The organism is Promicromonospora alba (assembly GCF_042654905.1).
In the GTDB taxonomy this organism is placed as follows: domain Bacteria; phylum Actinomycetota; class Actinomycetes; order Actinomycetales; family Cellulomonadaceae; genus Promicromonospora; species Promicromonospora alba.
The window spans coordinates 261,113-284,007 of sequence record NZ_JBHSFI010000005.1; the positions used below are offsets into that span (position 1 = coordinate 261,113).

General features: G+C 71.8%; 19 protein-coding genes. 2 read left to right on the plus strand and 17 right to left on the minus strand.

What is annotated here, in order from left to right; translation table 11 throughout:
- Nucleotides 1-80: 80 nt before the first annotated feature.
- From ACFO6V_RS16190 to ACFO6V_RS16235, 10 genes are all read right to left on the minus strand, one after another.
- Complete coding sequence (locus ACFO6V_RS16190) at nt 81-1,409, minus strand: M16 family metallopeptidase (RefSeq protein WP_377136947.1); 1,329 nt, start codon at nt 1,407-1,409, stop codon at nt 81-83.
- 1 nt (nt 1,410) lies between these two features.
- Entirely contained in the window at nt 1,411-3,657 is a 2,247-nt protein-coding gene (locus tag ACFO6V_RS16195) for a polyribonucleotide nucleotidyltransferase (RefSeq protein WP_377136948.1), read from the minus strand.
- Nucleotides 3,658-3,875: 218 nt separating this feature from the next.
- Complete coding sequence (rpsO, locus tag ACFO6V_RS16200) at nt 3,876-4,145, minus strand: 30S ribosomal protein S15 (protein ID WP_116674526.1); 270 nt, start codon at nt 4,143-4,145, stop codon at nt 3,876-3,878.
- A 158-nt stretch (nt 4,146-4,303) separates the two neighbouring features.
- Entirely contained in the window at nt 4,304-4,540 is a 237-nt protein-coding gene (locus tag ACFO6V_RS16205; protein WP_377136950.1) for a helix-turn-helix domain-containing protein, read from the minus strand.
- Complete coding sequence (locus ACFO6V_RS16210) at nt 4,541-5,152, minus strand: resistance to Congo red protein (protein WP_377136952.1); 612 nt, start codon at nt 5,150-5,152, stop codon at nt 4,541-4,543.
- A gap of 137 nt (nt 5,153-5,289) precedes the next feature.
- Complete coding sequence (locus ACFO6V_RS16215) at nt 5,290-7,179, minus strand: peroxidase family protein (protein ID WP_377136954.1); 1,890 nt, start codon at nt 7,177-7,179, stop codon at nt 5,290-5,292.
- Nucleotides 7,180-7,323: 144 nt separating this feature from the next.
- On the minus strand, nt 7,324-8,865 hold the full coding sequence (locus tag ACFO6V_RS16220; RefSeq protein ID WP_377136956.1) for a DUF6297 family protein: 1,542 nt from the start codon (nt 8,863-8,865) through the stop codon (nt 7,324-7,326).
- On the minus strand, nt 8,862-9,542 hold the full coding sequence (locus ACFO6V_RS16225) for an ABC transporter ATP-binding protein (protein ID WP_377136958.1): 681 nt from the start codon (nt 9,540-9,542) through the stop codon (nt 8,862-8,864). The genes ACFO6V_RS16220 and ACFO6V_RS16225 overlap by 4 nt, the downstream gene beginning before the upstream one ends.
- 39 nt (nt 9,543-9,581) lie before the next feature.
- A complete protein-coding gene (locus tag ACFO6V_RS16230) occupies nt 9,582-10,604 on the minus strand; it encodes a bifunctional riboflavin kinase/FAD synthetase (protein ID WP_377136959.1) in 1,023 nt (340 codons plus the stop codon).
- A 140-nt stretch (nt 10,605-10,744) separates the two neighbouring features.
- Complete coding sequence (locus ACFO6V_RS16235) at nt 10,745-11,338, minus strand: TetR/AcrR family transcriptional regulator (RefSeq protein WP_377136961.1); 594 nt, start codon at nt 11,336-11,338, stop codon at nt 10,745-10,747.
- A 119-nt stretch (nt 11,339-11,457) separates the two neighbouring features.
- On the opposite strand from ACFO6V_RS16235, the gene ACFO6V_RS16240 reads away from it, so the two are divergent.
- On the plus strand, nt 11,458-12,636 hold the full coding sequence (locus tag ACFO6V_RS16240; protein ID WP_377136963.1) for a hypothetical protein: 1,179 nt from the start codon (nt 11,458-11,460) through the stop codon (nt 12,634-12,636).
- Nucleotides 12,637-12,749: 113 nt separating this feature from the next.
- Here ACFO6V_RS16240 and truB read toward each other — a convergent pair whose 3' ends face one another.
- The 6 genes from truB to ACFO6V_RS16270 form a co-directional block, all read right to left on the minus strand.
- Nucleotides 12,750-13,733 carry a tRNA pseudouridine(55) synthase TruB gene (gene truB / locus ACFO6V_RS16245; RefSeq protein WP_377136965.1) on the minus strand — a complete coding sequence of 328 codons (984 nt, stop codon included), beginning with the start codon at nt 13,731-13,733 and terminating at the stop codon, nt 12,750-12,752.
- 136 nt (nt 13,734-13,869) lie between these two features.
- Nucleotides 13,870-14,310 carry a 30S ribosome-binding factor RbfA gene (gene rbfA / locus ACFO6V_RS16250; RefSeq protein ID WP_357502040.1) on the minus strand — a complete coding sequence of 147 codons (441 nt, stop codon included), beginning with the start codon at nt 14,308-14,310 and terminating at the stop codon, nt 13,870-13,872.
- A 154-nt stretch (nt 14,311-14,464) separates the two neighbouring features.
- Nucleotides 14,465-17,503 carry a translation initiation factor IF-2 gene (infB, locus tag ACFO6V_RS16255; RefSeq protein WP_377136967.1) on the minus strand — a complete coding sequence of 1,013 codons (3,039 nt, stop codon included), beginning with the start codon at nt 17,501-17,503 and terminating at the stop codon, nt 14,465-14,467.
- 177 nt (nt 17,504-17,680) lie between these two features.
- Entirely contained in the window at nt 17,681-18,040 is a 360-nt protein-coding gene (locus ACFO6V_RS16260) for a YlxR family protein (RefSeq protein ID WP_377136969.1), read from the minus strand.
- A 6-nt stretch (nt 18,041-18,046) separates the two neighbouring features.
- Nucleotides 18,047-19,096 carry a transcription termination factor NusA gene (gene nusA / locus ACFO6V_RS16265; protein ID WP_377136971.1) on the minus strand — a complete coding sequence of 350 codons (1,050 nt, stop codon included), beginning with the start codon at nt 19,094-19,096 and terminating at the stop codon, nt 18,047-18,049.
- Between the two features lies 1 nt (nt 19,097).
- Nucleotides 19,098-19,688 (minus strand): ribosome maturation factor RimP, encoded by a 591-nt coding sequence (locus ACFO6V_RS16270; RefSeq protein ID WP_377136973.1) that lies wholly within the window; start codon nt 19,686-19,688, stop codon nt 19,098-19,100.
- A gap of 293 nt (nt 19,689-19,981) precedes the next feature.
- Here ACFO6V_RS16270 and ACFO6V_RS16275 point away from each other — a divergent pair, with 293 nt between their 5' ends.
- Complete coding sequence (locus tag ACFO6V_RS16275; RefSeq protein WP_377136974.1) at nt 19,982-20,947, plus strand: DUF4439 domain-containing protein; 966 nt, start codon at nt 19,982-19,984, stop codon at nt 20,945-20,947.
- A gap of 71 nt (nt 20,948-21,018) precedes the next feature.
- Here the strand turns inward: ACFO6V_RS16275 and ACFO6V_RS16280 are convergent, their stop codons facing one another.
- Nucleotides 21,019-22,845, minus strand: a complete 1,827-nt coding sequence (locus ACFO6V_RS16280; RefSeq protein WP_377136976.1) for a proline--tRNA ligase — start codon at nt 22,843-22,845, stop codon at nt 21,019-21,021.
- Nucleotides 22,846-22,895 lie beyond the last annotated feature (50 nt).

Here is a 22,895-nt window from a genome sequence, read left to right on the forward strand (position 1 = left end):
CGCCTGTCCGAGTTCTCCCGGCTGTCACCCGGGAGACTCGGACAGGCGCTCTACTTCGGCAGACCAGCACACGTCATCGTTCAGTTGTCGAACGGGCCTACGCGGACGATCGATCTCGGGCGGGCGGCCAGGTCTTCGGCCAGGGCCTGGACCTCCGTCGCCGTGACCGCCTGGATGCGCTCGAGCGACTCCTCCAGCGACAGCAGGTCGCCGTACACGAGCTCGGCCTTGCCGAGACGGCTCATGCGCGACCCGGAGTCCTCCAGCCCGAGCACGGTACCGCCGGACAGCTGCCCGATCGACCGCTTCAGCTCGGACTCGGTGATCCCGTCGTTCGCGAGCTTCTCCAGCTCCTCGACGAGCAGCTCCGTGACCTGGTCGGCCTTGGCGGCAGCGCAGCCCGCGTACAGGCCGAACGTGCCGAGCCCGCCGTGCGCGGAGGCGAACGAGTACGTCGAGTACGCCAGGCCCCGCTTCTCGCGGATCTCCTGGAACAGCCTGGACGACATGCCGCCGCCCAGCACGGCGTTCAGCACGGACAGCGCGAAGCGCCGGTCGTCCGTCGCCGAGATACCGGTGGAGCCCACGATGATGTTCGCCTGCTCGACCTGGCGCTTCACGGTCAGCTCAGCGCCCGCCTCCGGCACGCCCGCGTGGTCCTCGGTCGTGGCCCGGCGGTCGCGCGGCGCGACGGCGGCGTCGAGGTCCCACCCGCCGTCGGTCAGCGCCTGCGTCACCTGCTGCACGAGCTTGTCGTGGTCGATGCCGCCCGCTGCCGTGACCACGAGGGTCTCCGGCCGGTAGTTCCAGCGGTAGTGGTCCCAGACCGCGGCGCGCGGGACGGCGTTGATCGTCTCGGGCGTGCCGCCGATGGGGCGGCCCAGCGCGTGGTCGCCCAGGACTACTGCGGAGAACTGCTCGTGCACGACGTCGGTGGGGTCGTCGTCGTTCATCGCGAGCTCTTCCAGGATGACGCCGCGCTCGGTCTCGAGCTCTTCGGCATCCAGGCGCGCGGACGTGACCATGTCGGAGATGACGTCGACCGCCATCGGCAGGTCGGAGTCGAGCACCCGCGCGTAGTAGCAGGTGTGCTCCTTGCCGGTGGCCGCGTTCGCCTCACCGCCGACGGCGTCGAACGCCTCGGCGATGTCCATCGCGGACCGCCGTGCGGTCCCCTTGAAGAGCAGGTGCTCCAGGAAGTGCGTCGAGCCGAAGTGGCCGTCGGTCTCGTCTCGCGAGCCGACGCCGATCCACGCACCCACCGTCGCCGAGCGCTGGCCCGGCATGTGCTCGGTGAGTACACGGACACCGCCGGGCAGGACGGAGCGACGAATGGTCGCCCCGTCCTGCCCGGCGGTCAGCTCGGCACCGGGCTCGCCCGTGGGGACGAGCGGCAGGTGCCACGCCATGTCAGGCGTCCGCGGATGCGGTGGCCTCGGTGGCCGGCTCGACGGCGTCGGCCGGAGCCGACTCGTCCTCGTCGGTCACGGCGACCAGCGAGAGCTTGCCACGCGGGTCGATCTCACCGATCTCGACCTGGACCTTCTGGCCGATGGACAGCACGTCGTCGACGTTCTCGACGCGCTTGCCACCCACGAGCTTGCGGATCTGGCTGATGTGCAGCAGACCGTCCTTGCCCGGGGAGAGCGAGATGAAGGCGCCGAACGACGTCGTCTTGACGACGGTTCCGACGAACCGCTCGCCCACCTCGGGGACGTGCGGGTTGGCGATCGCGTTGATCGCCGCGCGGGCGGCCTCGGCCGAAGGGCCGTCGACAGCACCGATGTACACGGTGCCGTCGTCCTCGATGGAGATGTCCGCGCCCGTCTCCTCCTGGATCTGGTTGATCATCTTGCCCTTCGGCCCGATGACCTCGCCGATCTTGTCGACCGGGACCTTCACGGAGATGACGCGCGGGGCGTTCGGGGACATCTCGTCGGGCGTGTCGATCGCCTCGTCGAGCACCTCGAGGATGGTCAGGCGCGCGTCGCGGGCCTGACCGAGCGCGGCGCTCAGCACGGAGGCGGGGATGCCGTCGAGCTTCGTGTCGAGCTGGATGGCCGTGACGAACTCCTTGGTACCGGCGACCTTGAAGTCCATGTCGCCGAACGCGTCCTCGGCGCCCAGGATGTCCGTCATCGCGGCGTAGCGGGTCTCGCCGTCCACGGTGTCGGACACGAGGCCCATCGCGATACCGGCGACCGCTGCGCGCAGCGGCACACCGGCGTTGAGCAGCGACAGCGTGCTGGCGCACACGGAGCCCATGGAGGTCGAACCGTTGGAGCCGAGAGCCTCGGACACCTGGCGGATCGCGTACGGGAACTCCTCGCGGCTCGGCAGGACCGGCACCAGGGCACGCTCGGCGAGCGCACCGTGGCCGATCTCGCGGCGCTTCGGGCTGCCCACGCGGCCCGTCTCACCGGTCGAGTACGGCGGGAAGTTGTAGTTGTGCATGTAGCGCTTGCGCGTCTCCGGACCGAGCGAGTCGATCTGCTGCTCCATGCGGAGCATGTTCAGCGTGGTGACACCCAGGATCTGGGTCTCGCCGCGCTCGAAGATCGCCGAGCCGTGCACGCGGGGCAGCACCTCGACCTCGGCCGAGAGGGTGCGGATGTCCGCGAGGCCACGGCCGTCGATGCGGACGCCCTCGGTCAGCACACGCTGGCGGACGAGCTTCTTCTGCAGCGAGCGGAAGGCAGCCGACAGCTCCTTCTCGCGGCCCTCGAACTGCCCGGCCAGCTGCTCCTGCAGCCCGGCCTTGATCTCGTCGAGCTTGTTCTCGCGATCCTGCTTGTCCGCGATGGTCAGCGCCTCGCGCGTCGTCTCGGAGACCGCGGCCTCGACAGCCGCGAAGGCGTCGTCCTGGTAGTCCGGGAAGAGCTTGAACTCCTGCGTCTCCTTGGCGGACTGCGCGGCGAGCTGGACCTGCGCGTCGCACAGGGCCTTGATGAACGGCTTGGCCGCCTCGATGCCCTCGGCCACGACGGTCTCGTTCGGCGCCGCGACGCCCTCGTTCTTGATGAGGTTCCACGCGTTGTCGGTGGCCTCGGCCTCGATCATGGCGATCGCGACGTCGTCACCGACGACACGGCCGGCCACGACCATGTCGAAGACCGCGCGCTCCTTGTCGGAGTACTTGGGGAACGCGACCCACTGGCCGTCGACCAGCGCGATGCGCACCGCGCCGACCGGGCCGTCGAACGGCAGGCCGGAGATCTGGGTCGACGCCGACGCGGCGTTGATCGCGAGCGTGTCGTACGCGTCGTCGGGGTGCAGCGCCATGACCGTGAGGACGATCTGGACCTCGTTGCGCAGACCCTTGACGAACAGGGGGCGCAGCGGGCGGTCGGTCAGGCGGCAGGTCAGGATCGCGTCGGTCGACGGGCGACCCTCACGACGGAAGAACGAGCCGGGGATGCGCCCTGCGGCGTACATCCGCTCCTCGACGTCCACCGTCAGCGGGAAGAAGTCGAACTGGTCCTTGGGGTGCTTGCCGGCCGTCGTGGTCGACAGCAGCATGGTCTCGCCGTCGAGGTAGGCAGCGACAGCACCGCCGGCCTGCTTGGCGAGGCGTCCGGTCTCGAACCGGACGGTACGGGTGCCGAAGCGACCGTTGTCGATGACTGCCTCGGCGAACTGGATCTCGGGACCCTCCACGGGTGCCCTCCTTCTGTTGGGGTGTTCTCTTGGAACGCCCCCGTGCCCGACGGTCATCGATCGAGGCCTACCGAACCGCCGCTCGCCATGGGCGAGGTGTTCGGGAAGCCACTACCGAGGACCGGACGAGGTCACGGGCGGCGCGTTGTTGTCGTACTACAGCATCTCACCAGACCAGCCCGGCCCCCGCAGCGGGGGCCGGGCTGGTAGGCGTCATATCAGCGGCGCAGGCCGAGCTTGTCGACCAGGGCGCGGTAGCGCTCGATGTCGATCCCCTTGAGGTAACCCTGGAGACGACGGCGCTGGCCCACGAGGAGCAGCAGACCACGACGGCTGTGGTGGTCGTGCTTGTGCTCCTTGAGGTGCTCGGTGAGGTCCTTGATGCGCTGCGTGAGGAGCGCGATCTGCACCTCCGGCGAGCCCGAGTCGCCCGGCTTGGTTCCGAACTCGGAAATGATCTGCTGCTTCGTGGCAGTGTCGAGCGGCATGGCTCTCCTTCAGTGTCGTTGCGCGGTGCTCCGGGACTAGTTCACCGGGGCGCTCTCGATCCGCGGCCGTTCAGACGGCAGTACCACATTACCAGTGCCACGCCTCCCTGCCCGACGGCGGAGGGTGCTCCGATATGTGACGTCGGCTCCGCGAGCCGTCACGGATCGACGGCGGGAGTCACGACCAGCAGGTCTCCGACCTCGCAGCCCAGCACGTCGCAGATCGCCGTCAGGGTGGAGAACCGGATCGCCTTGGCCCGGTCGTTCTTCAGCACCGACAGGTTCACCACGGTGACGCCGACCAGCTCGGCCAGCCTGGTCAGGGTCATGCCGCGTTCGGCGAGCAGGTCGTCGAGCCGGCAGTGCACCCGTGCGGACTCGTCCTCGGGGGGCATTCAGACGAGACCGTCGGAGTCGGCCTGCAGACGCTCCCCGAGACGGAAGGCCGCCACCAGCGGCAGCAGCCCGATCGCGACCAGGACCGACGCGAACGGGAAGTCCATGACCGGGGACAGGCCGGCGGCCCGCCAGTCACCGATCGCGGCCGACTCGAACGTACCGACGAACCTGACCGTCGCCCCTGCCACACTCGTCCCCCACCAGAGGATCACCGCGATCAGGATCGAGCCGAGCAGCCAGGTGTTGCCACGGCTGAACGCCTGCCCCTGTGCGAGCCGCCGGGTGAGCAGCACGAGGCAGGCGGCGATCACCAGCATGATGAGGGCGACAAGGACGGCCAACGCCACCTCGACGGCGTACACCCAACCAGGGGCGTCGTCCACCAGCACGGTGACTCCGTTGATCACCCCACCGCCGAGGGCGCCGTCCCCGACGAGGGCGCCGAGCTCGCCCAGCGGGGCGCCGGAGGCCGACCCGACCGCCACCTCCAACGGCTCGCGTCGCACGGCGCGCAGCACGCCGGCGACCACACCGGTGACCGCCAGCGCGCCGACGGCGACGCCCACGACCACCATCGTCCATACGTCAGCTCTGCTGACGCCTAGCATCCGTTCGATCATGAGGTTCCCTCTCGGTCATCGACTTATCGTTTATCGATAGTATCGAATCACGATATGGTCCGGGCGTCAACGGTGACCGGCCGACGGCGTCGCGGTGCACGTTCGCGCACCGCGACGCCGGGCGCTCACGCCCCGTCGTGCCCCGCGTACCTGCCCTTGACCTTGCGGAAGACCGGACGGCCCGCCTGGTCCTGCCCGATCGGGAGCACGCCCGCGAACGCCAGCAGGTCCGGGAGCGTCGTGATGAGGCGCCGGTCGTCGAACCGGACGCCGTTCGCCGGCGTCCAGTCGCGGGCGGGCCGGCGCATGAACGACTCGTCGTCCAGCCGCAGCAGGTAGAGGAACGTCTCCACGAGGACGCGGCTGCCGACCTCACCCAGGAAGTTGCCGTTGCCCTGGATCTCGGCCTCCTTGAGGACGTAGTACCAGAGCGGCGTGCCGTCCAGGTCGTCGAGCGCGGCCACCAGCTCGGGCGACGCGTTCTGCCGGAGCTGCGCCGGCGTCAGCGGCCGGGCCCCGAGCGCCTTGGCCACCGCCTCGCCCGTCGGGATCGCCAGCATGTACCCGCGCAGCAGGTTGCGCTGTGCGAGGTGCTTCAGCAACGCCCGCACCGAGCCGGCGGCACCGTTGCCCTCGTTCAGCAGGTCACCCAGGCCGTCGGCCAGGAACGGGTCGATCTTGCGGGCCTTGCGGAAGGCGGCCGCGTCGCCCTTGTCGGTGAATCGCGCCCACTCGATGGGCCAGTTCGACGGGAGCGCGGGCAGCGGGTTCGCGGGGCTCGGCGAGAGACCGCCGTTGCCCGTGAACTGGAAGAGCTGGTCCAGTGTCGCCGTCCCGCCGGGGCCGTTGCGCGTGAAGTTGACGTTGTAGTCGTAGGTGCCGCGCACCATCGAGTGCCCGAACCGGAACGCCGCCACCGCGAACTCCAGCGGCATCGCCACGCGACGCGCCGGCCGGAACAGCTTCGGTCCCGTCGCGAGCACGGTGTCCAGCACGCCCGGCTTGGTGAGCGTGCGCAGGTAGTCGTGCACGACCAGCCACTGGTAGTGGAACCGGACGAGCTGCTGCGCGCGGTCGAACAGCTCGCGCTGCGTGGTCGCCGACCACGGCTCGTGCCGCGCCACCCAGTCGACGGTGGCGTTGTGGAACCGGATCATCGCGACGTGGAACTGCGCGACGATCAGGTTCTCGTCGTTGCGGCTGTCCGGGATCAGCGGCATGCGCTCGCTGCCCGGCTCGGTGCTGCGCGGCAGGTCGCGCTGCGGGTCGTCACCGGGCGCCACGAGCGAGAACGGGCCGAGCGGTTCGGTGTCGACCCTGCCGAGCCGCAGCTTGGCCGAGTCCGGCACGTACGCCGCCTCGCTGCGGGTGGTGCCGCGGTCCTTCTCACCCGCGAAGCGCGGGCCGGAGCCGTACAGGCTGTCGAGGTCGAGCAGCGGGACACGCCCGTTGTGGAGGCTGCGCACGACGGTCTTCGGCCGGAACACGCGGAACGGGTCGCTGACGACGTCGCCGAGCGCCTTGTCGCCGCCCGGGCCGGAGCCGTCGTCGGGCCCGTTCGTGTTCAGGGTGATGTCGTGGTCGATGAACTGGCCCCAGTACGTGTAGACGGCGGGGACCGTCGCGTCGAGCGGCCCGGGCGCGGCGGCGGGCTCGATCATGGCGGCGCCGAGCCGCATCAGCGCGTCCCGGGTCTCGTTCAGGCGACCGCCACCCACGGGCAGGTGCCCCTCGGGGTAGCTCGCCGCCAGGCCGCTCAGCAGGTAGTCGAACGACGTCGTCGCGTCGAAGCGGTTCTCGCGCAGGTCACGCCGCACGGCCGCCTCGGTGCGTGGCATGAGGGTCGCCGTGCTCTCGTGCGGCGCGGCCGCGTCGTCCGGATCGGCGGGCACGAACACGCCACCGTGCCCGATCCGCCGCACCGTGCGGCCGGCCGGCGTCTGCGCCAGGTCGACCGCCTCGTGGGGGGCGTGGTTCGGCTCGCCCTGAGGCAGCGCCTCAGTGGTCTGGACCATGGTCTCTCCTTCTCTGGGGGTGAAGGCCTTCACCAACTCAGAGAGCACCGCACCCCGGCCCGTGACCGATTCGGCCAGACCCGAATCAGGCGGGGTGACCTGTCAGACCGTCAGGTCACCCCGGTGACCTGACGGTCTGACACGTCAGGGGGTGCGCTTGACGTGTGCCGCCCACAGCACCGCGCCGGCCGCGAACAGCACCTGCACGGCGACCGACGACGGCGCCACGACTCCGGAGACGGCCACCCACGCGAGCGGGAGCGTGCCCAGCACCGCCAGGTCCAGCCCTTTGAGCTGGTGCAGCACCAGCCCGGTCGGCACGCCGCCGGCGGGCGTCGCGATCATCGGCACGTCCCAGGGCACCGGCCCGCGGTAGGCGGTCCGTACGGCGGCGGCCCCGAGCACCACGGCGACGGGCACCGCCATCGCCAGCCACTGCCCGCCCCCGACCGTCGCGGCGACCGCCAGCAGCACCACCGCCGCCGTCAGCACCGGCCAGACGGCGCGTACCGCGCGCGTCGCGCGGGCACCCAGCGGTACCAGCGAGTCCAGCCGGGGGTTCTCTCCCGCCGCCCGCGGCCCGACGGCGCCCGCGAGCGCCCCCGCGTACCCGACGCACGCGAGGACCGCCCAGAGCCCTATCCCGTCCGCCAGCACGGGCACCTGGACGGCGACGGCTCCGGTGGCGGCGAGTGCGACCAGCCCGGCCAGCGCGGCGGGCGACCGGACCAGGAGGGTGGCGTCGGCGGCGAGCAGCGCGCCGGCCGGGTTACGGGCCGTGCCGGGCAGCCAGGGCAGCACGCGCGACGCCGTCGGGCCGCCGCTGAGGAGCGCGCGGCTCATGCCGCCGCTGTCGAGCGAGAGCAGGGCCGCCGAGGCCTGCATCGCGGCCGACGCGCGGGCGCGCAGCTCGCCGGCCCGGAGCAGATCCAGGCGGGAGGCCCAGACCGCGAGCGCCGCACCGCCCGCGACGACCACCGCCGCGAGCGCGGGCAACGGCACGGACCAGGCCGCCCACCCCGGGGCCCAGAGCGCCAGGCCGAGCCCGGCGACCGGCACGGCGGCGAGCAGCGGGACGAGCACCCTCCCCGCCCGGTCGCCCGACGCCGCCCCGGTCACCTGGAGCACGCCCGTGCCGGCCACCACGACGAGGCCGAGCGCGCCGCCGAAGGCGGCGTCGGCGAGGATCCCGGTGAGACCCACGCCCACGAAGGCCGCTGGTACGCCGCCCGCGAGCAGCCCGGCGCCGATTCCCGCGAGCACCGTGCGGACCACCGACGGCGAGGCCAGGCCCGTGCGGTCGGCAGGGGTCGGCACCCACCAGCGCACCCCGGCGGCGGGCAGGCCCGCGGGACCCACGCGCAGCGCCACCACCGCACCCGCCACGACCGCCAGCGCGAGCACCATCGCCTGGATCAGTCCTGGTCCGAGCCCGAACCGGGTCGCGTCGGACTCGAGCAGCTCGCGCACGGGCGCCCCGAACCCCCACGCGTACAGCGTGACGATCGCGAGGGAGATCACCACCTCGGCGACGTCCATCGCCACCCGGCCCGCCTCGGCAGGCAGGTTGTGCGCCCGCACCCGCGCGGTCAGCCGGCGCAGCTCGGCGCCGGTGAGCTGCTCCGCCTCGTCCCCGGCCGGCCGGGGCAGCGGGGACGGGACGGCGGCGTCCGGCTCGCGGGTCATCGGAAGCCCGCCAGCACGCCCGGCGCGTCGGCGGACGGCAGCAGCACGGCGCCGTCGTCGGACAGGTACAGGGCGCTCGCGCCGGTCGCGGCGAGCAGGCGGTCGTCGTGGGTCGCGAACAGGACCGCCGTGCCGGCGTCGGCCTCGGCGCGCAGCAGGTCGCCGAGCCGGGCGCGCATGGCGGTGTCGAGGCGCTGCTCCGGTTCGTCGAGCACGAGCAGGTCGCGCGGCCGGACCAGGGCGCTCGCCAGCAGGAACCGGCGGCGCTGCCCGGACGAGAGCGTGTGCGGCATCGCGCCGCCGTGCCCGCTGATGCCCACGTGGTCGAGCACCTGGTCGGTGACCGCACCGGCGTCGGGCACGCCGTGGCCGCGCGCGGTGAGCACCAGGTGCTCGCGGACGGTCACGCCGGGGAAGAACGCGTCGTCGTCCAGCACACCCGCGACGCGGGTGCGGAACCCTCGCTCGCGCTCGTCCACCACCCGTCCGAACGCGCTGACCGTGCCCTCGAGCGGCTCCTGGAGTCCGAGCACCGTGCGCAGCAGCGTGGACTTGCCGGTTCCGTTGGTCCCGATCACGGCGACGACGTCGCCGGGGGCCAGCGTGAGCGAGACCGGCGGGCAGACGGCGTTGCCGCCGTACCCGACGACCAGGTCGGACAGTTCGAGGAGCGTCATGCCCACCTCAACGCACGAAGGCCCGCAAGATCTCCCGGCCTACGCGCGCAGGATCTTCCGGGCGCGCGCCACGTCGTCGTTCATCTGGGTGATGAGGGGCTCCATGCCGTCGAAGCGCAGCGTGGGCCGCAGGTGGGCCACGAACTCGAGCGCCACCGTCTGGTCGTACAGGTCGAGGTCGGTGCGGTCGAGCACGTACGCCTCCACCCGGCGCTCCACGCCGTCGAACGTGGGGTTGGTGCCGACGGAGATCGCTGCCGGGAGGATCTCCTCCTGCCCCATCCCCGTGCCGGACACGGCGGCCCGGTCGCCCTCCGGTCCGGCGAGGCTCGCGCACGTCGCGGCCGTGCCGCGGCGCAGCCACCCCGCGTAGACGCCGTCGGCGGGGACCAGCCCGGTGATGTCGCCGAGGTTGGCGGTCGGGAAGCCCATCTCGCGGCCGCGCGCGTCGCCGTGCACCACCGTGCCGCGCACGAGGTGCGGCCGGCCGAGCACGTCGGCGGCCTGGTCGACATCGCCCTCCGCGAGCAGCGCGCGCACCGCCGTCGACGACCAGCGCTGGTGCCCGTCGCCCTCGGGCGGCAGGAAGTCTCCGACGTCGTCGATCGCGACGACCTCGAAGCCGTGCTGCCCGCCGAGCTCGACCATCGTCGCGAGCGTGCCGGCGTTCTGCTTGCCGAAACGCACGTCGTGGCCCACCACAATCGTGCGCGCGCCCAGGCCGCCCACCAGGTACCGGGAGACGAACTCCTCGGGTGTCTGGGCGGCGAAGTCGAGCGTGTAGTTCACGAGCAGCGTCGCGTCCAGGCCCGTGCGCTCCATGAGCGCCAGGCGGTCCTGCAGGCCGGTGATCAGCTCCGGAGCCGACTCGGGCCGGTGCACGGCCGAGGGGTGCGGCTCGAACGTCACGGCGACGGCGCTGGCCCCGTCGCTCCGGGCGAGCCGGAGGATGCGGTCGAGCACCGCCTGGTGGCCGCGGTGGACGCCGTCGAAGTTGCCGATCGTCACCACAGATGGCCCGAATCCCGGGGGAACCTGTTCCAGGTCCGTCCACAGCTGCACGCGGGTTGCTCCTCATGAATCGGGTGGCGCGGGTGCGGCTGTCGCACACGCGACTGCCCGCACCGATCGTTGAAAGCCTAGCCGGAGCCGAGGGATGCCCCGTGGTCGGCGCGCATCGGCGGCGTGCCGTCGGCACGCGGTCAGTGGGGCAGGATCCGGCGCGCCCCGTCCAGATAGGCCTCGGCATCGAAGTCGTCGAACATGACCGACTGCAGGATGAAGCCCTGCCCCATGCCCATGAACACGGGCAGCAGACCCGCCACGGCCACGTCGACGCCGTCCGGGGCATGCTCGGGGTGCGCCTCGAACCAGCGCCCCAGCGCGGCGGCGAAGGCAGCCCTGAGCACGCCGACCCCGGAGTTGAAGACCTCACGCATCTCCGGGTCCACCGTCGCCTCGCCCCAGAGCTGGACCAGGAGCCGCGGGTCGAAGTCCTCGGACAGCACGCCCTTGATCACGATCTCCAGCACCTCGGGCGGGGCCGGCGGGTCGCCGTCCGCCGCGGCCTCGACCAGGTCCGCGTTCCGGCGGCCCAGCACGTACCGCGCCACCGCGGCGAACAGCTCGCGCTTGCCCTCGAAGTGCCCGTAGACGGCGCCGGTCGACAGCCCTGCCTCGGCGATGACGTCCGCCATCGAGGTGTGTTGATAGCCCTTGGCCGTGAACGCGCGCTGGGCGGCGGCGACTATCTCGTTGCGGCGGGCATCACGACGAGCGTCGCTGATCTTCGGCACCGCCCACCTCCCCCTCGTCCCGCCCGGACCGGCCCCCGGACGATTGACAAGCATACGGTCGCGGGAGGATGGTTGCCATAAAGAACGAACGTTCGTTTTTTATTGAGACGGAGCTTCCCATGTCCCACGACGCACCAGCGCCCCACACCCCGGCGGGCCGTGTCATCGGTGTCGCCCTGGCCCTCACCCTCGTGCTCACCGTGTTCGTGCTCGCGTTCTCGTGGCCCTCAGTCACTGCCGAGCCGCGCGACCTGCCGGTCGCCGTCGTCGGGTCCGACGACGCCGTAGCCGCCCTGCGCGACCAGCTCGACGAGGCGCAGCCCGGCGCCGTCGAGCTGATCGAGGACGACGACCGGGCGGACGTCATCGAGGCGATCGAGACCCGCGAGGTCTACGGCGGCGTCGTGCTCGGCGACCCGGCGACGGGCGAGGCGCCGGAGGTGCTCACGGCGTCCGCCGCGAGCGGCGTCACGCACCAGCTCATGACACAGCTCGCCACCCAGATGCAGCAGGGCATCCAGCAACAGGCCGACGCCGCGACCGCCGAAGCGCTGGCGACGGCGCAGGCACAGGCCGCCGAGGCCGTCGAGACCGCGGTCCGGCAGGCGCTCGAGGCCGCGGCGCAGGGCGAGCAGCCCTCGGCGCCGCCGTCGGGCGAGGCCGAGGCGCCCGAGCTGCCGGAGGTCCCGAAGGTGACCGTCACCGACGTGGTCCCGCTCTCCGCCGACGACCCGCGCGGATCCGGCTTCACCGCAGCGCTCTTCCCGATCCTGCTCGGCGGCATGATCGGCGGCATCGGCATCTCGATCGCCGTCACCGGCGCCCTGCGGCGTGTGCTCGCCGTCACCGTCTACTCGGTGGTCGGCGCCGGGATCCTCGTGGGGATCCTCCACTTCTGGTTCGGCACCGTCCAGGGCGACTGGCTGCTCGACGGCGGCGTCCTGGCCCTGTCGATCGCCGCGATCGCGGCGCCCATCACCGGGTTCGTTGCGGTGTTCGGCCGCGCCGGTATCGCACTGGGGCCGGTCCTCATGATGCTGGTCGGCAACCCGATCTCGGGCGCGGCGATGCCTGCCGAGTTCCTGCCGTGGCACTGGGGCGCGATCGGCCAGTGGCTGCCGCCGGGCGCGAGCGCGACCCTGCTGCGCGACGTCTCGTACTTCCCCGACGCCGACGCGTCGGCGGCCTGGCTGGCGCTCGCCCTCTGGGCCGGTGCCGGGGTGCTGTTGTCTGTCGCCGGTCACGCCCGTGCGACCGGCAGCGCCAGGCGCGCAGCGGTGCTGACCGGACCCGCCTGAGCCGGGCTCAGCTCGCCCTGGGGGTGACACCACCCCTGCGGAGTGTGTTGCGCTGCGTAGACATTGTCTACGCAGCGCAACACACTCCGCAGGCGTAGGCCCTCCCCCGAGCCTCAGCCGGCCGGCGCGAGCACCAGCACGGGCTTGGCGAGGTTCTCGCCCCGTCGCCGCGTGTCCTCCAGCAACGCCACGAGCTCGCCCGACGGCGACAGTGCCGCAACCACCTCCGGGCGGCCCGACGGCGCCACCCACTGTCCGTAGCCGAGCGCCCGGACCTCGTCCTCGTCCAGCTCACGCACCGGGAACGTGGCCCGGGCAGCCTCGGCCATCGGCAGGGTCGCCAGCGTGCCGTCGGCGTCGGCCTGCGTCTCCAGCTGTTCCAGCGTGCGGGCGCCGGCGAGGTCGTAGCCGCCCACGCGGGTGCGGCGGAGCGCCGTCAGGTGTCCGCCCGTGCCGAGGGCAGCACCCAGGTCGCGAGCCAGGGCGCGCACGTAGGTCCCGGAGGAGACGGTGACGCGGACGTCGATGTCGACGACGGGCACGTCCGGGTCGGCGTCCGGCACCGTCGCCGTGAGCGGGCGGACGGCCAGGATCTCGAAGCGCGACACGGTGACCGGCCGCGCCTGCAGCTCGACAGTCTCCCCCGCCCGGACCAGCGCGTACGCGCGCTTGCCGTCCACCTTGATCGCGGACACCGACGTCGGCACCTGCTGGATGTCGCCCGTGAGGTCGGCGACGGCCGCGTCCAGCGCGGCCCGCTCCACCCGCTCGACGGCGCCGGGCTCGGCCACGGAGAGCACCTGACCCTCGGCGTCGTCCGTGGTGGTCGCGACGCCCAGCCGGATCGTCGCGTCGTACTCCTTGTCCGCGCCCACCACGTAGGTGAGCAGGCGGGTCGCCTTGCCGATGCCCAGCACGAGCACGCCGGTCGCCATGGGGTCGAGCGTGCCGGCGTGGCCGACCTTGCGCGTCCCGGCGAGGCGCCGCATACGCCCGACGACGTCGTGGCTGGTCCAGCCCTGCGGCTTGTCGACGACGACGAAGCCGTCGGCGGCCGTCGGGCGGCGCGCCGGAGCCTGCTGGGTGGGGGAAGTCATGGGTATCAGTATCTCGTGGCTCGGAGGTGCCGCGCGGCGCCGGGAGACGACGAAGCCACCCGCGCCGGCCGGAACGTACTGGTTCCGGCCGGACGTCAGGTGGCGTCGGCGCAGCCCGTGAGGGTCGGGACGGAGGTCACTCGGACTCTTCGTCGGCCTCGCGAGGCTTCTTGTAGGGGTCCTCGTCGCCCGCGTACCGGGCACCGGCACGCAGGGCCTCGAGCTCGGCGTCGCGCTTGCGAGCCTCGATCAGGGCGGCGTCGAGGTTGGCGGCGGTGTCCGGGACGGAGTCCAGGTGGAACTCGAGCGTGGGCGTCAGGCGGATGCCCGTCTGCTTGCCCACCTCGGAGCGGATCAGACCGGTGGCGCTCTTCAGCGCCGCGGCCGTACCCTCCCGCTCCTCGTCCGAGCCGTAGACCGTGTAGAACACCGAGGCGTTCTGCAGGTCACCGGTCACCCGGACGTCCGTGACCGTCATGAAACCGAGCCGCGGATCCTTGATCCGCGTATCGATCATCTGCGCGACGATCACCTTGATGCGGTCGGCGAGCTTACGAGATCTCGGGGAGTCGACCATCCATTTTCCTTTCCGGGGTCGCCGAGCCGGAGCCCGGTGCACTTGTCAGAAGCTCCCGGACGTGTCAGACGTACAGGTCACCTGAGTGATCTGTACGTCTGACACGTGGGTCCGGGTCTGACACGTGCACCGGGCTCCGGTTCAGCGGGGAACGTCAGACGCGCGGCTTCTCGCGCATCTCGAAGGTCTCGATGGTGTCGCCCTCGTTGACGTCGTTGAACGACCCGAGACCGATACCGCACTCGAAGCCCTCGCGGACCTCGGTGACGTCGTCCTTCTCGCGACGCAGCGACTCGATGGTGAGGTTGTCGCCCACGACAGTGCCGTTGCGGAGCACACGCGCCTTCGAGTTGCGGCGGATGCTGCCCGAACGAACCATCGAACCGGCGATGTTGCCGAACTTCGAGGAACGGAAGACCTGGCGGATCTCCGCGGTCCCGAGCTGGACCTCCTCGTACTCCGGCTTGAGCATGCCCTTGAGGGCCGCCTCGACGTCCTCGATCGCCTGGTAGATGACCGAGTAGAACTTGACGTCGACGCCTTCGCGCTCCGCCAGCTCCTCGACGCGCTCGCCGTACTTCACGTTGAAGCCGATGATCACGGCGCTGTCGACGGTCGCGAGGTTGACGTCGTTCTGCGTGATCGCACCCACACCACGGTGGATGACACGCAGCTCGACCTCTTCGCCCACATCGATCTTGAGCAGTGCGTCCTCCAGTGCCTCGACGGCACCGGACACATCGCCCTTGAGGATGAGGTTGAGGCTCTCGACCTTGCCCTTCTTGAGCTCGACGTCGAAGTCCTCGAGGCTGATCCGCTTGCGGCGCTTGGCCAGCGTCGCTGCACGCTCCGCCGCCTGACGCTTCTCGGCGATCTGGCGAGCGGTCCGGTCGTCGGGCGCCACGAGGAACGTGTCGCCGGCGCCCGGGACGCTGGTCAGACCCAGCACCTGGACCGGGCGGGCCGGGGTGGCCGCCTCGACCGCGTTGCCGTGCTCGTCGAACATCGCACGGACGCGGCCGTAGGCCGTGCCCGCGACGATCGCGTCACCGACGTGCAGCGTGCCGGCCTGGACCAGCACCGTCGCCACCGGACCGCGACCCTTGTCGAGGTTCGCCTCGATGGCCACACCGCGTGCGTCCTTGGTCGGGTTCGCCCGCAGGTCGAGCGACGCGTCCGCAGTGAGCAGGACGGCGTCGATCAGGCTGTCGATACCGATGCCTGGCTTCGCCGCGACGTCGACGAACATCGTGTCGCCGCCGTACTCCTCGGCCACCAGGTTGTACTCGGTGAGCTGCTGACGGACCTTCGAGGGGTTGGCACCCTCGACGTCGATCTTGTTCACCGCGACCACGATCGGCACGCCTGCTGCCTGCGCGTGGTTCAGGGCCTCGACCGTCTGCGGCATCACGCCGTCGTCGGCCGCGACCACGAGGATCGCGATGTCGGTGACCTGCGCACCACGTGCACGCATGGCGGTGAACGCCTCGTGACCCGGGGTGTCGATGAACGTGATGGCACGCTCGGTGCCGTCGTGCTCGTGCGTGATCTGGTACGCACCGATGTGCTGCGTGATCCCGCCGTGCTCGCCCGCCACGACGTCCGCGTTACGGATCGCGTCGAGGAGCTTGGTCTTACCGTGGTCGACGTGACCCATGACGGTCACGACCGGCGGACGGATCTCCAGGTCTTCGTCGGACTCGTCGTCCTCCTCGGCCTGCAGGTCGATGTCGAAGGCCCCGAGCAGCTCGCGGTCCTCCTCCTCGGCCGAGACCATCTCGATCTGGTAGCCGAGCTCCGTGGCCAGCGTGCCGAACGTGTCCTCGTCGAGCGACTGCGTGGCCGTGGCCATCTCGCCCAGGTGGAACAGCACGGTCACGAGCGCCGCGGGGTTCGCGTCGATCTTGTCGGCGAAGTCGTTCAGCGAGGCGCCGTGGCGCAGCCGGACGACGGTGGTGCCGTTGCCACGAGGGACCTGCACGCCACCGAGCGACGGGGCCTGCATCGCCTCGAACTCCTGGCGCTTCGCCCGACGCGACTTACGTCCGCGGACAGGCTTGCCACCGGCGCGCCCGAAGGCACCCTGTGTCGCACCGCGACCACCGGCACCACGACGCGGGCCGCCGAAGCCGCCACCGCCGCCGCCACCGGGACGACCCGGAGCGCCTGCACCCGCTGCGCCGCCACCGGCACCAGGACGGCCTGCGCCGCCACCGGGACGGCCACGACCGCCACCCGGAGCCGGGCGGTCGCCCGGACGCGGCATGTTGGTCTTGCCCGGCATCATGCCGGGGTTCGGGCGCGGGCCGCCGCCACCGGTACCACCGGGACGGGGCGCCGAAGGACGCGGGCCACCCGGACGGGGACCGCCGGAGCGCTCGCCGCTGGGAGCCTCGGTGCGCTCGGGGCGCTGCCCCGGACGCGGCATGCCCTGGCTGGGTGCGAACGGGTTGTTGCCCGGACGCGGGTTGCCGCCGGCTGCGGGACGTTCGTTACCACCGGGACGGTCGCTGCCACCCGGACGGTCGCTGCTACCGGCACCCGGGCGGCCACGGCCGCCACCGGGACGCGGCATGCCCTGGCTGGTCGCGAACGGGTTGTTGCCCGGGCGCGGGTTACCGCCACCAGGACGGTCGCCACCGGGACGGCCACCACGGTTGCCGTCCCGTGCCGGACGCGCGCCGGAGGGCGCAGCGGCGGCAGGCTTCGGCGCACCGGGCTTGGGGGCCGCGGCGGGCTTGGGCGCACCAGGCTTGGGGCCTGCTGCTGACGTGGCGGACGCCGCGGGCGCCGCCTGGCTCTCAGCTGCCGGAGCCGGGGCCGGGGCGGGTGCCGCCGGTGCGGGGCTGCTCGGAGCCGGAGCCGGGCTGGGGGCCGGGGCGGGCGCCGGGGTGGGCGCGGCCTCTGCCTTGCTCGGTGCGGGCGCCGGCGTCGGGGTCGACGCGGCAGGCTTCTGGGCCGCGGGCTTCGCGGCCGGCTTGGGTGCGCTGGGCGCGGGCTTCGCCGCGTCCTTGTCGGACGGGCCCGCTGCGCCACCGGCGGGGAACTTGTCGCGCATGCGCCGCACGACGGGCGGCTCGAGCGTCGAGGACGCCGAGCGAACGTATTCGCCTGCCGACTTCAGCTCGCCAAGCAGGGTCTTGCTTTCCACTCCGAGCTCTTTTGCGAGCTCGTAGACGCGGACTTTAGCCACAACTCTCCTGTCTCGGTCCATCCCAAGACAGGGAGGACCACCGTTAGTACTGAGTACTCATCGCTGGGGGCTCATCGGGTGCCCATCGGCGTCTGACCCGCTTCCTTGTCGACGAATCGCATAATTCGGCCCGACGCACGGTTGCGTCCGGTCGGAACAGTCCTGCGGTTGATGCACTCACTGGTCGAGGTGTGCTCGTACCTCACCGAGGTCGAGGGGCCCGTCGACGCGCAGTGCGCGCGGTACGGCCCTGCGACGCTCAGCGAGCTCCAGGCACCGCGGTTCCGGGTGAACCCAGGCACCGCGACCCGGCAGGCAGGCACGGACGTCGATGACGATGCGCCGTGAGGCTTCCACGGCGTCATCATGCATCGGGGTGTCCAGCACCAGACGCAGGAGTGCAGACCGCTGGTCGCGCTCCCGGCATCCGACACAGGTACGCACTGGACCCTCGACGGGCAGTACTGAACCAGATACGTGGTAGGTCGAATGACGGGCACGTGGCCCAGACTCAGACAGTCTACCGCGCCGACCCACCGGGCGTTACCGGCCCCTCTGCGTGTCGGCACCCGCGCCACCTGCGTCGGCGTCGGCGGCCTCGTCGGAACGGATGTCGATGCGCCAGCCCGTCAGCTTCGCGGCGAGCCGGGCGTTCTGCCCCTCTTTACCGATGGCGAGGGACAGCTGGTAGTCGGGGACGATGGCGCGTGCGGCGCGGGCATCGGCGTCCACCACTGTGACGGACGACACACGCGCGGGCGACAGTGCGCTCTTCACGAAGAGCGCCGGATCGTCACTGTGGTCGACGATGTCGATCTTCTCACCGTGCAGCTCGGCCATCACCGCGCGGACGCGCGCGCCCATCGGGCCGATGCAGGCGCCCTTGGCGTTGAGCCCGGCCACCCGGGTGCGGACCGCCATCTTGGTGCGGTGCCCCGCCTCGCGGGCGATCGCGGTGATCTCCACCGAACCGTCGGCGATCTCGGGGACCTCGAGCTCGAAGAGCTTCCGCACGAGGTTCGGGTGCGTACGGCTCAACGTGATCTGCGGGCCCTTCATTCCGCGGCTCACCTCGACCACGTAGGCGCGCAGCCGCTCGCCGTGCACGTACTCCTCGGTGGGTACCTGCTCGTGCGGCGGGAGGATCGCCTCGGTGCCGCCCACGTCCACCAGGACCATGCGCGGGTCGCGGCCCTGCTGGATGACGCCGGCCAGGACCTCGCCCTCCTTGCCGCGGAAGGTGCCAAGGACCTGGTCGTCCTCGGCGTCCCGCAGCCGCTGCACGATCACCTGGCGAGCCGTGGCGGTGGCGATACGGCCGAAGTCCTGCGGGGTGTCGTCGAACTCGGGCCCGTACTCGACGACGGGGCGAGCCTCGGGGTCCTCCGGGTCCTCGGGCGCGGGGAGCTCCTCGCGCGCCCACACGGTCACGTGGCCCGACGCGCGGTCCACCTCGACGCGGGCCCGGTTGTAGGCGTCAGGAGTCCGGTGGTAGGCCGAGAGGAGCGCCTGCTCGATGGCCGCGACGAGGATGTCCAGGCTGAGGTCCCTCTCGCGCTCCAGCATCCGCAGGGTCGTCATGTCGATGTCCATGTCAGCCTTCCTCGTTGCGGCCGGAGTGACCCTCGGTCGCGTTGTCAGAACCAGCACCGTCCGAGTCGTCGTCGGTGTCTTCACCTGCACTCTCGCCCAGTTCCGATACCTCGGCATCCTGGGCGTCGAGCTTCTTGAGCTCGACCTCCACCTTGCCCCGGCGGACGTCGCCCAGCGGGATCCGGCTGTCGCCGTCGAGCACCAGGACGTCGCCGTCACCGTCGTCGAGCACGTCCGTGAGGCGGCCCTCGACGCGGCTGCCGTCCATCATCTTCAGCGTGACCAGCCGGGTCCGGGCACGCTTGTAGTGCCGCAGCTCGGTCAGCGGCCGGGACGTGCCCGGCGTCGAGATCTCGAGCGTATAGGCGCCGGAGACGACGTCGTCCTCGTCCAGTGCCGCCGACATGGCTCGCGAGACGTCGCCGAGCCTGTCGGAGTCGAGGCTGCCCAGGGCGTCGTCCGGGAGGTCGACGGTGATCCGCACCACCGACGTGTTCCCCGCCCGGGTGACGGTCACCTCCTCGAGGTACAGCCCCGCGGCCTCGACCACCGGGCCTACCACCTCGCGGACCGCATCCGCCTGCTGTGTCATCGACTGCCTCCCGTCGGCTCCCCCACGTGCGCGGGGGCACGGTTCGAGCCGGAACGGTTCGACCGATGTGCTGTTGTTGTCTGCGTCAAGCGTAACGAAGCGCCGGGCCTCGGCACTTCGCGTAGAACGTGATGTCCGTGACCCGACCGCAATCGGTCCGGGCACGAATCGGCTCCGGGAACATGACATCATCGGCCACGATGAACCCCAACGGCCCGAGGGCCCGCACCCGAAGCCGGTCGGCCCTGACTGCGCTGGCCCTGACCTGCGCGATCATTCTCTCAGGTTGCGGCGTGCGGCTCGAGTCGCCGCCACCCACCGAGCCGGTCCCTGATGCGGTGGAGGTGGTACGGCGCACCGCCGTGGCCGACGCCCTGCTCGTCGCCGAGCAGGCCGGCGCCGCAGCGGTGGCCGAGGGGGTCAAGGCCGACGTGGCCGCCGAGCTGACGGCCATCGCCGAGGCCACGACACTGCAAGCGGAGCAGCTCGGTGGCGAGTACGACTCCGGTCTGGGCGACATCGTGACCGAACGATCGGGCGCCTCGCCCTCCGCGACCACCCCGGAACAGACGCCCCGGGCGGTCGTCACCTCGCTCGTCGATGCCGCGACCCGCACCCGGGCCGCCGCCGACCAGGCTCAGTCCGGCCCCCTCGGTCGTCTGCTCGGCTCCGTCTCCGCGGCCCAGGCACGGTACGCCCGGGACCTCGCACGGCTGACCGGCGAGCGCGACCCCGAGCTCCCCTCGACCCAGATCCCCGAGCCTCCCGAGGACGGCGCCGAGCCGAGCGAGGGCGAGGAGGCGTCGGCGGCTCCGGCATCGGCCACGGAAGGTCCCGCTGCCGTACCCACCGGCCTGTCGGCGGAGGAGCTCGCCACCCTGGTCCTGGCCGAGGACACCGCCGCCTACGCCCTCGAGGTGCGTGCGGCGCAGGCCGACGGCGAGGTCCGTACCCAGGCCCACGACCGAGCCCGCCTGCACCGGGCACGGGCCCAGGCCTGGGCCCTCCTGGCGGGTGTGGACGGGACCGACCAGGACCCGCGCCGGGTCGCCTACGCGGTACCCGGACCGGAGACGGCGACGCCCGACCTGGCCCGCGACGTCGAGGAAGACCTCACGCAGAACTACGCGACGCTCGTCGGCGTGGCGGAGCCGGGCACGCGCGCCGTCCTGGTCGCGCTCATGACGGACACCACGCTGGCGGCCGCCCAGTGGGGCGCCCCGGCGGTCCCGTTCCCGGGCCTCCCGGAACAGGCCTGAGCCTTCGGTTCGACTCCCGCGGGGTCGAGCTTGTCGGGACCGCTCCCGACAAGCTCGACCCGCGAGGCCGCTCACGCGAGGAGGGCAGCTACCTTCTCCGCTACCGCTTCCGCGACGTCGGCCACCGGAAGCTGCTCCGCCTCGCCGATGCGCGGGCGGACCTCGACCAGGCCGTCGGCCAGGCCCTTGCCGACCACGACCACGAGCGGGGCGCCGAGCAGCTCGGCGTCCTTGAACTTCACGCCCGGCGACGTCTTGCCGGCCCGGTCGTCGTAGAGCACCTCGACGCCGCGGGCGGCGAGGTCGGTCGAGATCGACTCGGCTGCCTCGAAGATCTCGTCGCTCTTGCCCGCGGCGACCACGTGCACGTGCACCGGGGCGACGTGCGCGGGCCAGGCGAGGCCCCTCTCGTCGTGGTTGGCCTCGGCGAGCGCGGCGAGCGCACGCGTGACGCCGACGCCGTAGGAGCCCATCGTGACGACGGCCTGCTTGCCGTTCTCGTCGAGCACGACCAGACCCAGCGCCTCCGCGTACTTGCGGCCGAGCTGGAAGATGTGGCCCATCTCGATGCCGCGGGCGAGCTCCAGCGGGCCGGAGCCGTCGGGCGCCGGGTCGCCGGCGCGCACCTCGGCGGCCTCGACGGTGCCGTCCGCGGTGAAGTCACGGCCCGCGACGAGGTCGAACACGTGCTTGCCGGGCTCGTTGGCGCCGGTGATCCAGCGGGTGCCGGGCACGACGCGGGGGTCGAGGAGGTAGCGGATGGCGGGGACCTTCTCGCCGTCGGCACCCTCGATCTGCTCACCCTGGGGGCCGAGCGCCTGCGGACCGATGTAGCCCTTGACCAGCGCGGGGAACTTCTTGAAGTCCTCCTCGGTGGCGGCCTCGGGCTCGGCGGGGGTCAGCGCGGCCTCGATGCGCTTGAGATCCACCTCGCGGTCACCGGGCAGACCGATCACGACGAGCTCGCGGGTCCCGTCGGGCTGGACGAGGGCGAGCACCACGTTTTTCAGGGTGTCGGCGGCGGTCCAGGGCCGGTCGGGGCGCGGGAACTTCTCGTTCGCCACCGCGACGAGGGTCGCGATGGTGGGCGTGTCGGGGGTGTCCTCGACGTGCGCGGCGGGCGCGTCGTCGTAAGGGATCGCCTCGGGGACGGGCGTGACCACCGCCTCGACGTTGGCGGCGTAGCCGCCGGGCGAGCGCACGAACGTGTCCTCGCCGATAGGCGAGGGCGAGAGGAACTCCTCGGAGCGGGATCCACCCATGGCGCCCGACATCGCGGAGACGATCACGTACTCCAGGCCGAGGCGCGTGAAGATCTTCTCGTACGCCTCGCGGTGCTTCTGGTAGCTGACGTCCAGGCCCTCGTCCTTGACGTCGAAGGAGTACGAGTCCTTCATGATGAACTCGCGCCCGCGGATCAGGCCGGCGCGGGGGCGCGCCTCGTCGCGGTACTTGGTCTGGATCTGGAACAGCGTGACCGGCAGGTCCTTGTACGACGAGTACAGGTCCTTGACCAGGAGCGCGAACATCTCCTCGTGCGTGGGCGCGAGCAGGTAGTCACCGCCCTTGCGGTCCTTGAGGCGGAACAGGCCGGCGCCGTACTCCTCCCAGCGGCCGGTGGCCTCGTAGGGCTCCCGCGGCAGCAGCGCCGGGAAGTGCACCTCCTGGCCACCGATGGCGACCATCTCCTCGCGGACTATCGCCTCGATCTTGGCCAGCACCCGCAGGCCGAGCGGCAGCCACGAGTAGATGCCCGGGGCGGCGCGGCGGATGTACCCGGCCCGCACGAGGAGCTTGTGGCTGGCGACCTCGGCCTCGGCCGGGTCCTCGCGCAGGGTACGGACGAAGAGGGACGACATGCGGAGCACGTCGCCCTGGATGAGGCGTGCGGAAGACATGGGGCACAGCCTATCCGCGCGGGCCGCTGCGGCTCGCCGGAAATTTGATG

What these genes read in the sequence shown, in the direction of transcription:
- ACFO6V_RS16190 (WP_377136947.1), bottom strand. Translation starts at nt 1,409, where the DNA reads ATGGCGTGGCACCTGCCGCTCGTCCCCACGGGCGAGCCCGGTGCCGAG.
- rpsO (WP_116674526.1), bottom strand. Translation starts at nt 4,145, where the DNA reads ATGCCGCTCGACACTGCCACGAAGCAGCAGATCATTTCCGAGTTCGGA.
- ACFO6V_RS16205 (WP_377136950.1), bottom strand. Translation starts at nt 4,540, where the DNA reads ATGCCCCCCGAGGACGAGTCCGCACGGGTGCACTGCCGGCTCGACGAC.
- ACFO6V_RS16210 (WP_377136952.1), bottom strand. Translation starts at nt 5,152, where the DNA reads ATGCTAGGCGTCAGCAGAGCTGACGTATGGACGATGGTGGTCGTGGGC.
- ACFO6V_RS16215 (WP_377136954.1), bottom strand. Translation starts at nt 7,179, where the DNA reads ATGGTCCAGACCACTGAGGCGCTGCCTCAGGGCGAGCCGAACCACGCC.
- ACFO6V_RS16220 (WP_377136956.1), bottom strand. Translation starts at nt 8,865, where the DNA reads ATGACCCGCGAGCCGGACGCCGCCGTCCCGTCCCCGCTGCCCCGGCCG.
- ACFO6V_RS16225 (WP_377136958.1), bottom strand. Translation starts at nt 9,542, where the DNA reads ATGACGCTCCTCGAACTGTCCGACCTGGTCGTCGGGTACGGCGGCAAC.
- ACFO6V_RS16240 (WP_377136963.1), top strand. Translation starts at nt 11,458, where the DNA reads ATGTCCCACGACGCACCAGCGCCCCACACCCCGGCGGGCCGTGTCATC.
- truB (WP_377136965.1), bottom strand. Translation starts at nt 13,733, where the DNA reads ATGACTTCCCCCACCCAGCAGGCTCCGGCGCGCCGCCCGACGGCCGCC.
- rbfA (WP_357502040.1), bottom strand. Translation starts at nt 14,310, where the DNA reads ATGGTCGACTCCCCGAGATCTCGTAAGCTCGCCGACCGCATCAAGGTG.
- nusA (WP_377136971.1), bottom strand. Translation starts at nt 19,096, where the DNA reads ATGGACATCGACATGACGACCCTGCGGATGCTGGAGCGCGAGAGGGAC.
- ACFO6V_RS16270 (WP_377136973.1), bottom strand. Translation starts at nt 19,688, where the DNA reads ATGACACAGCAGGCGGATGCGGTCCGCGAGGTGGTAGGCCCGGTGGTC.
- ACFO6V_RS16280 (WP_377136976.1), bottom strand. Translation starts at nt 22,845, where the DNA reads ATGTCTTCCGCACGCCTCATCCAGGGCGACGTGCTCCGCATGTCGTCC.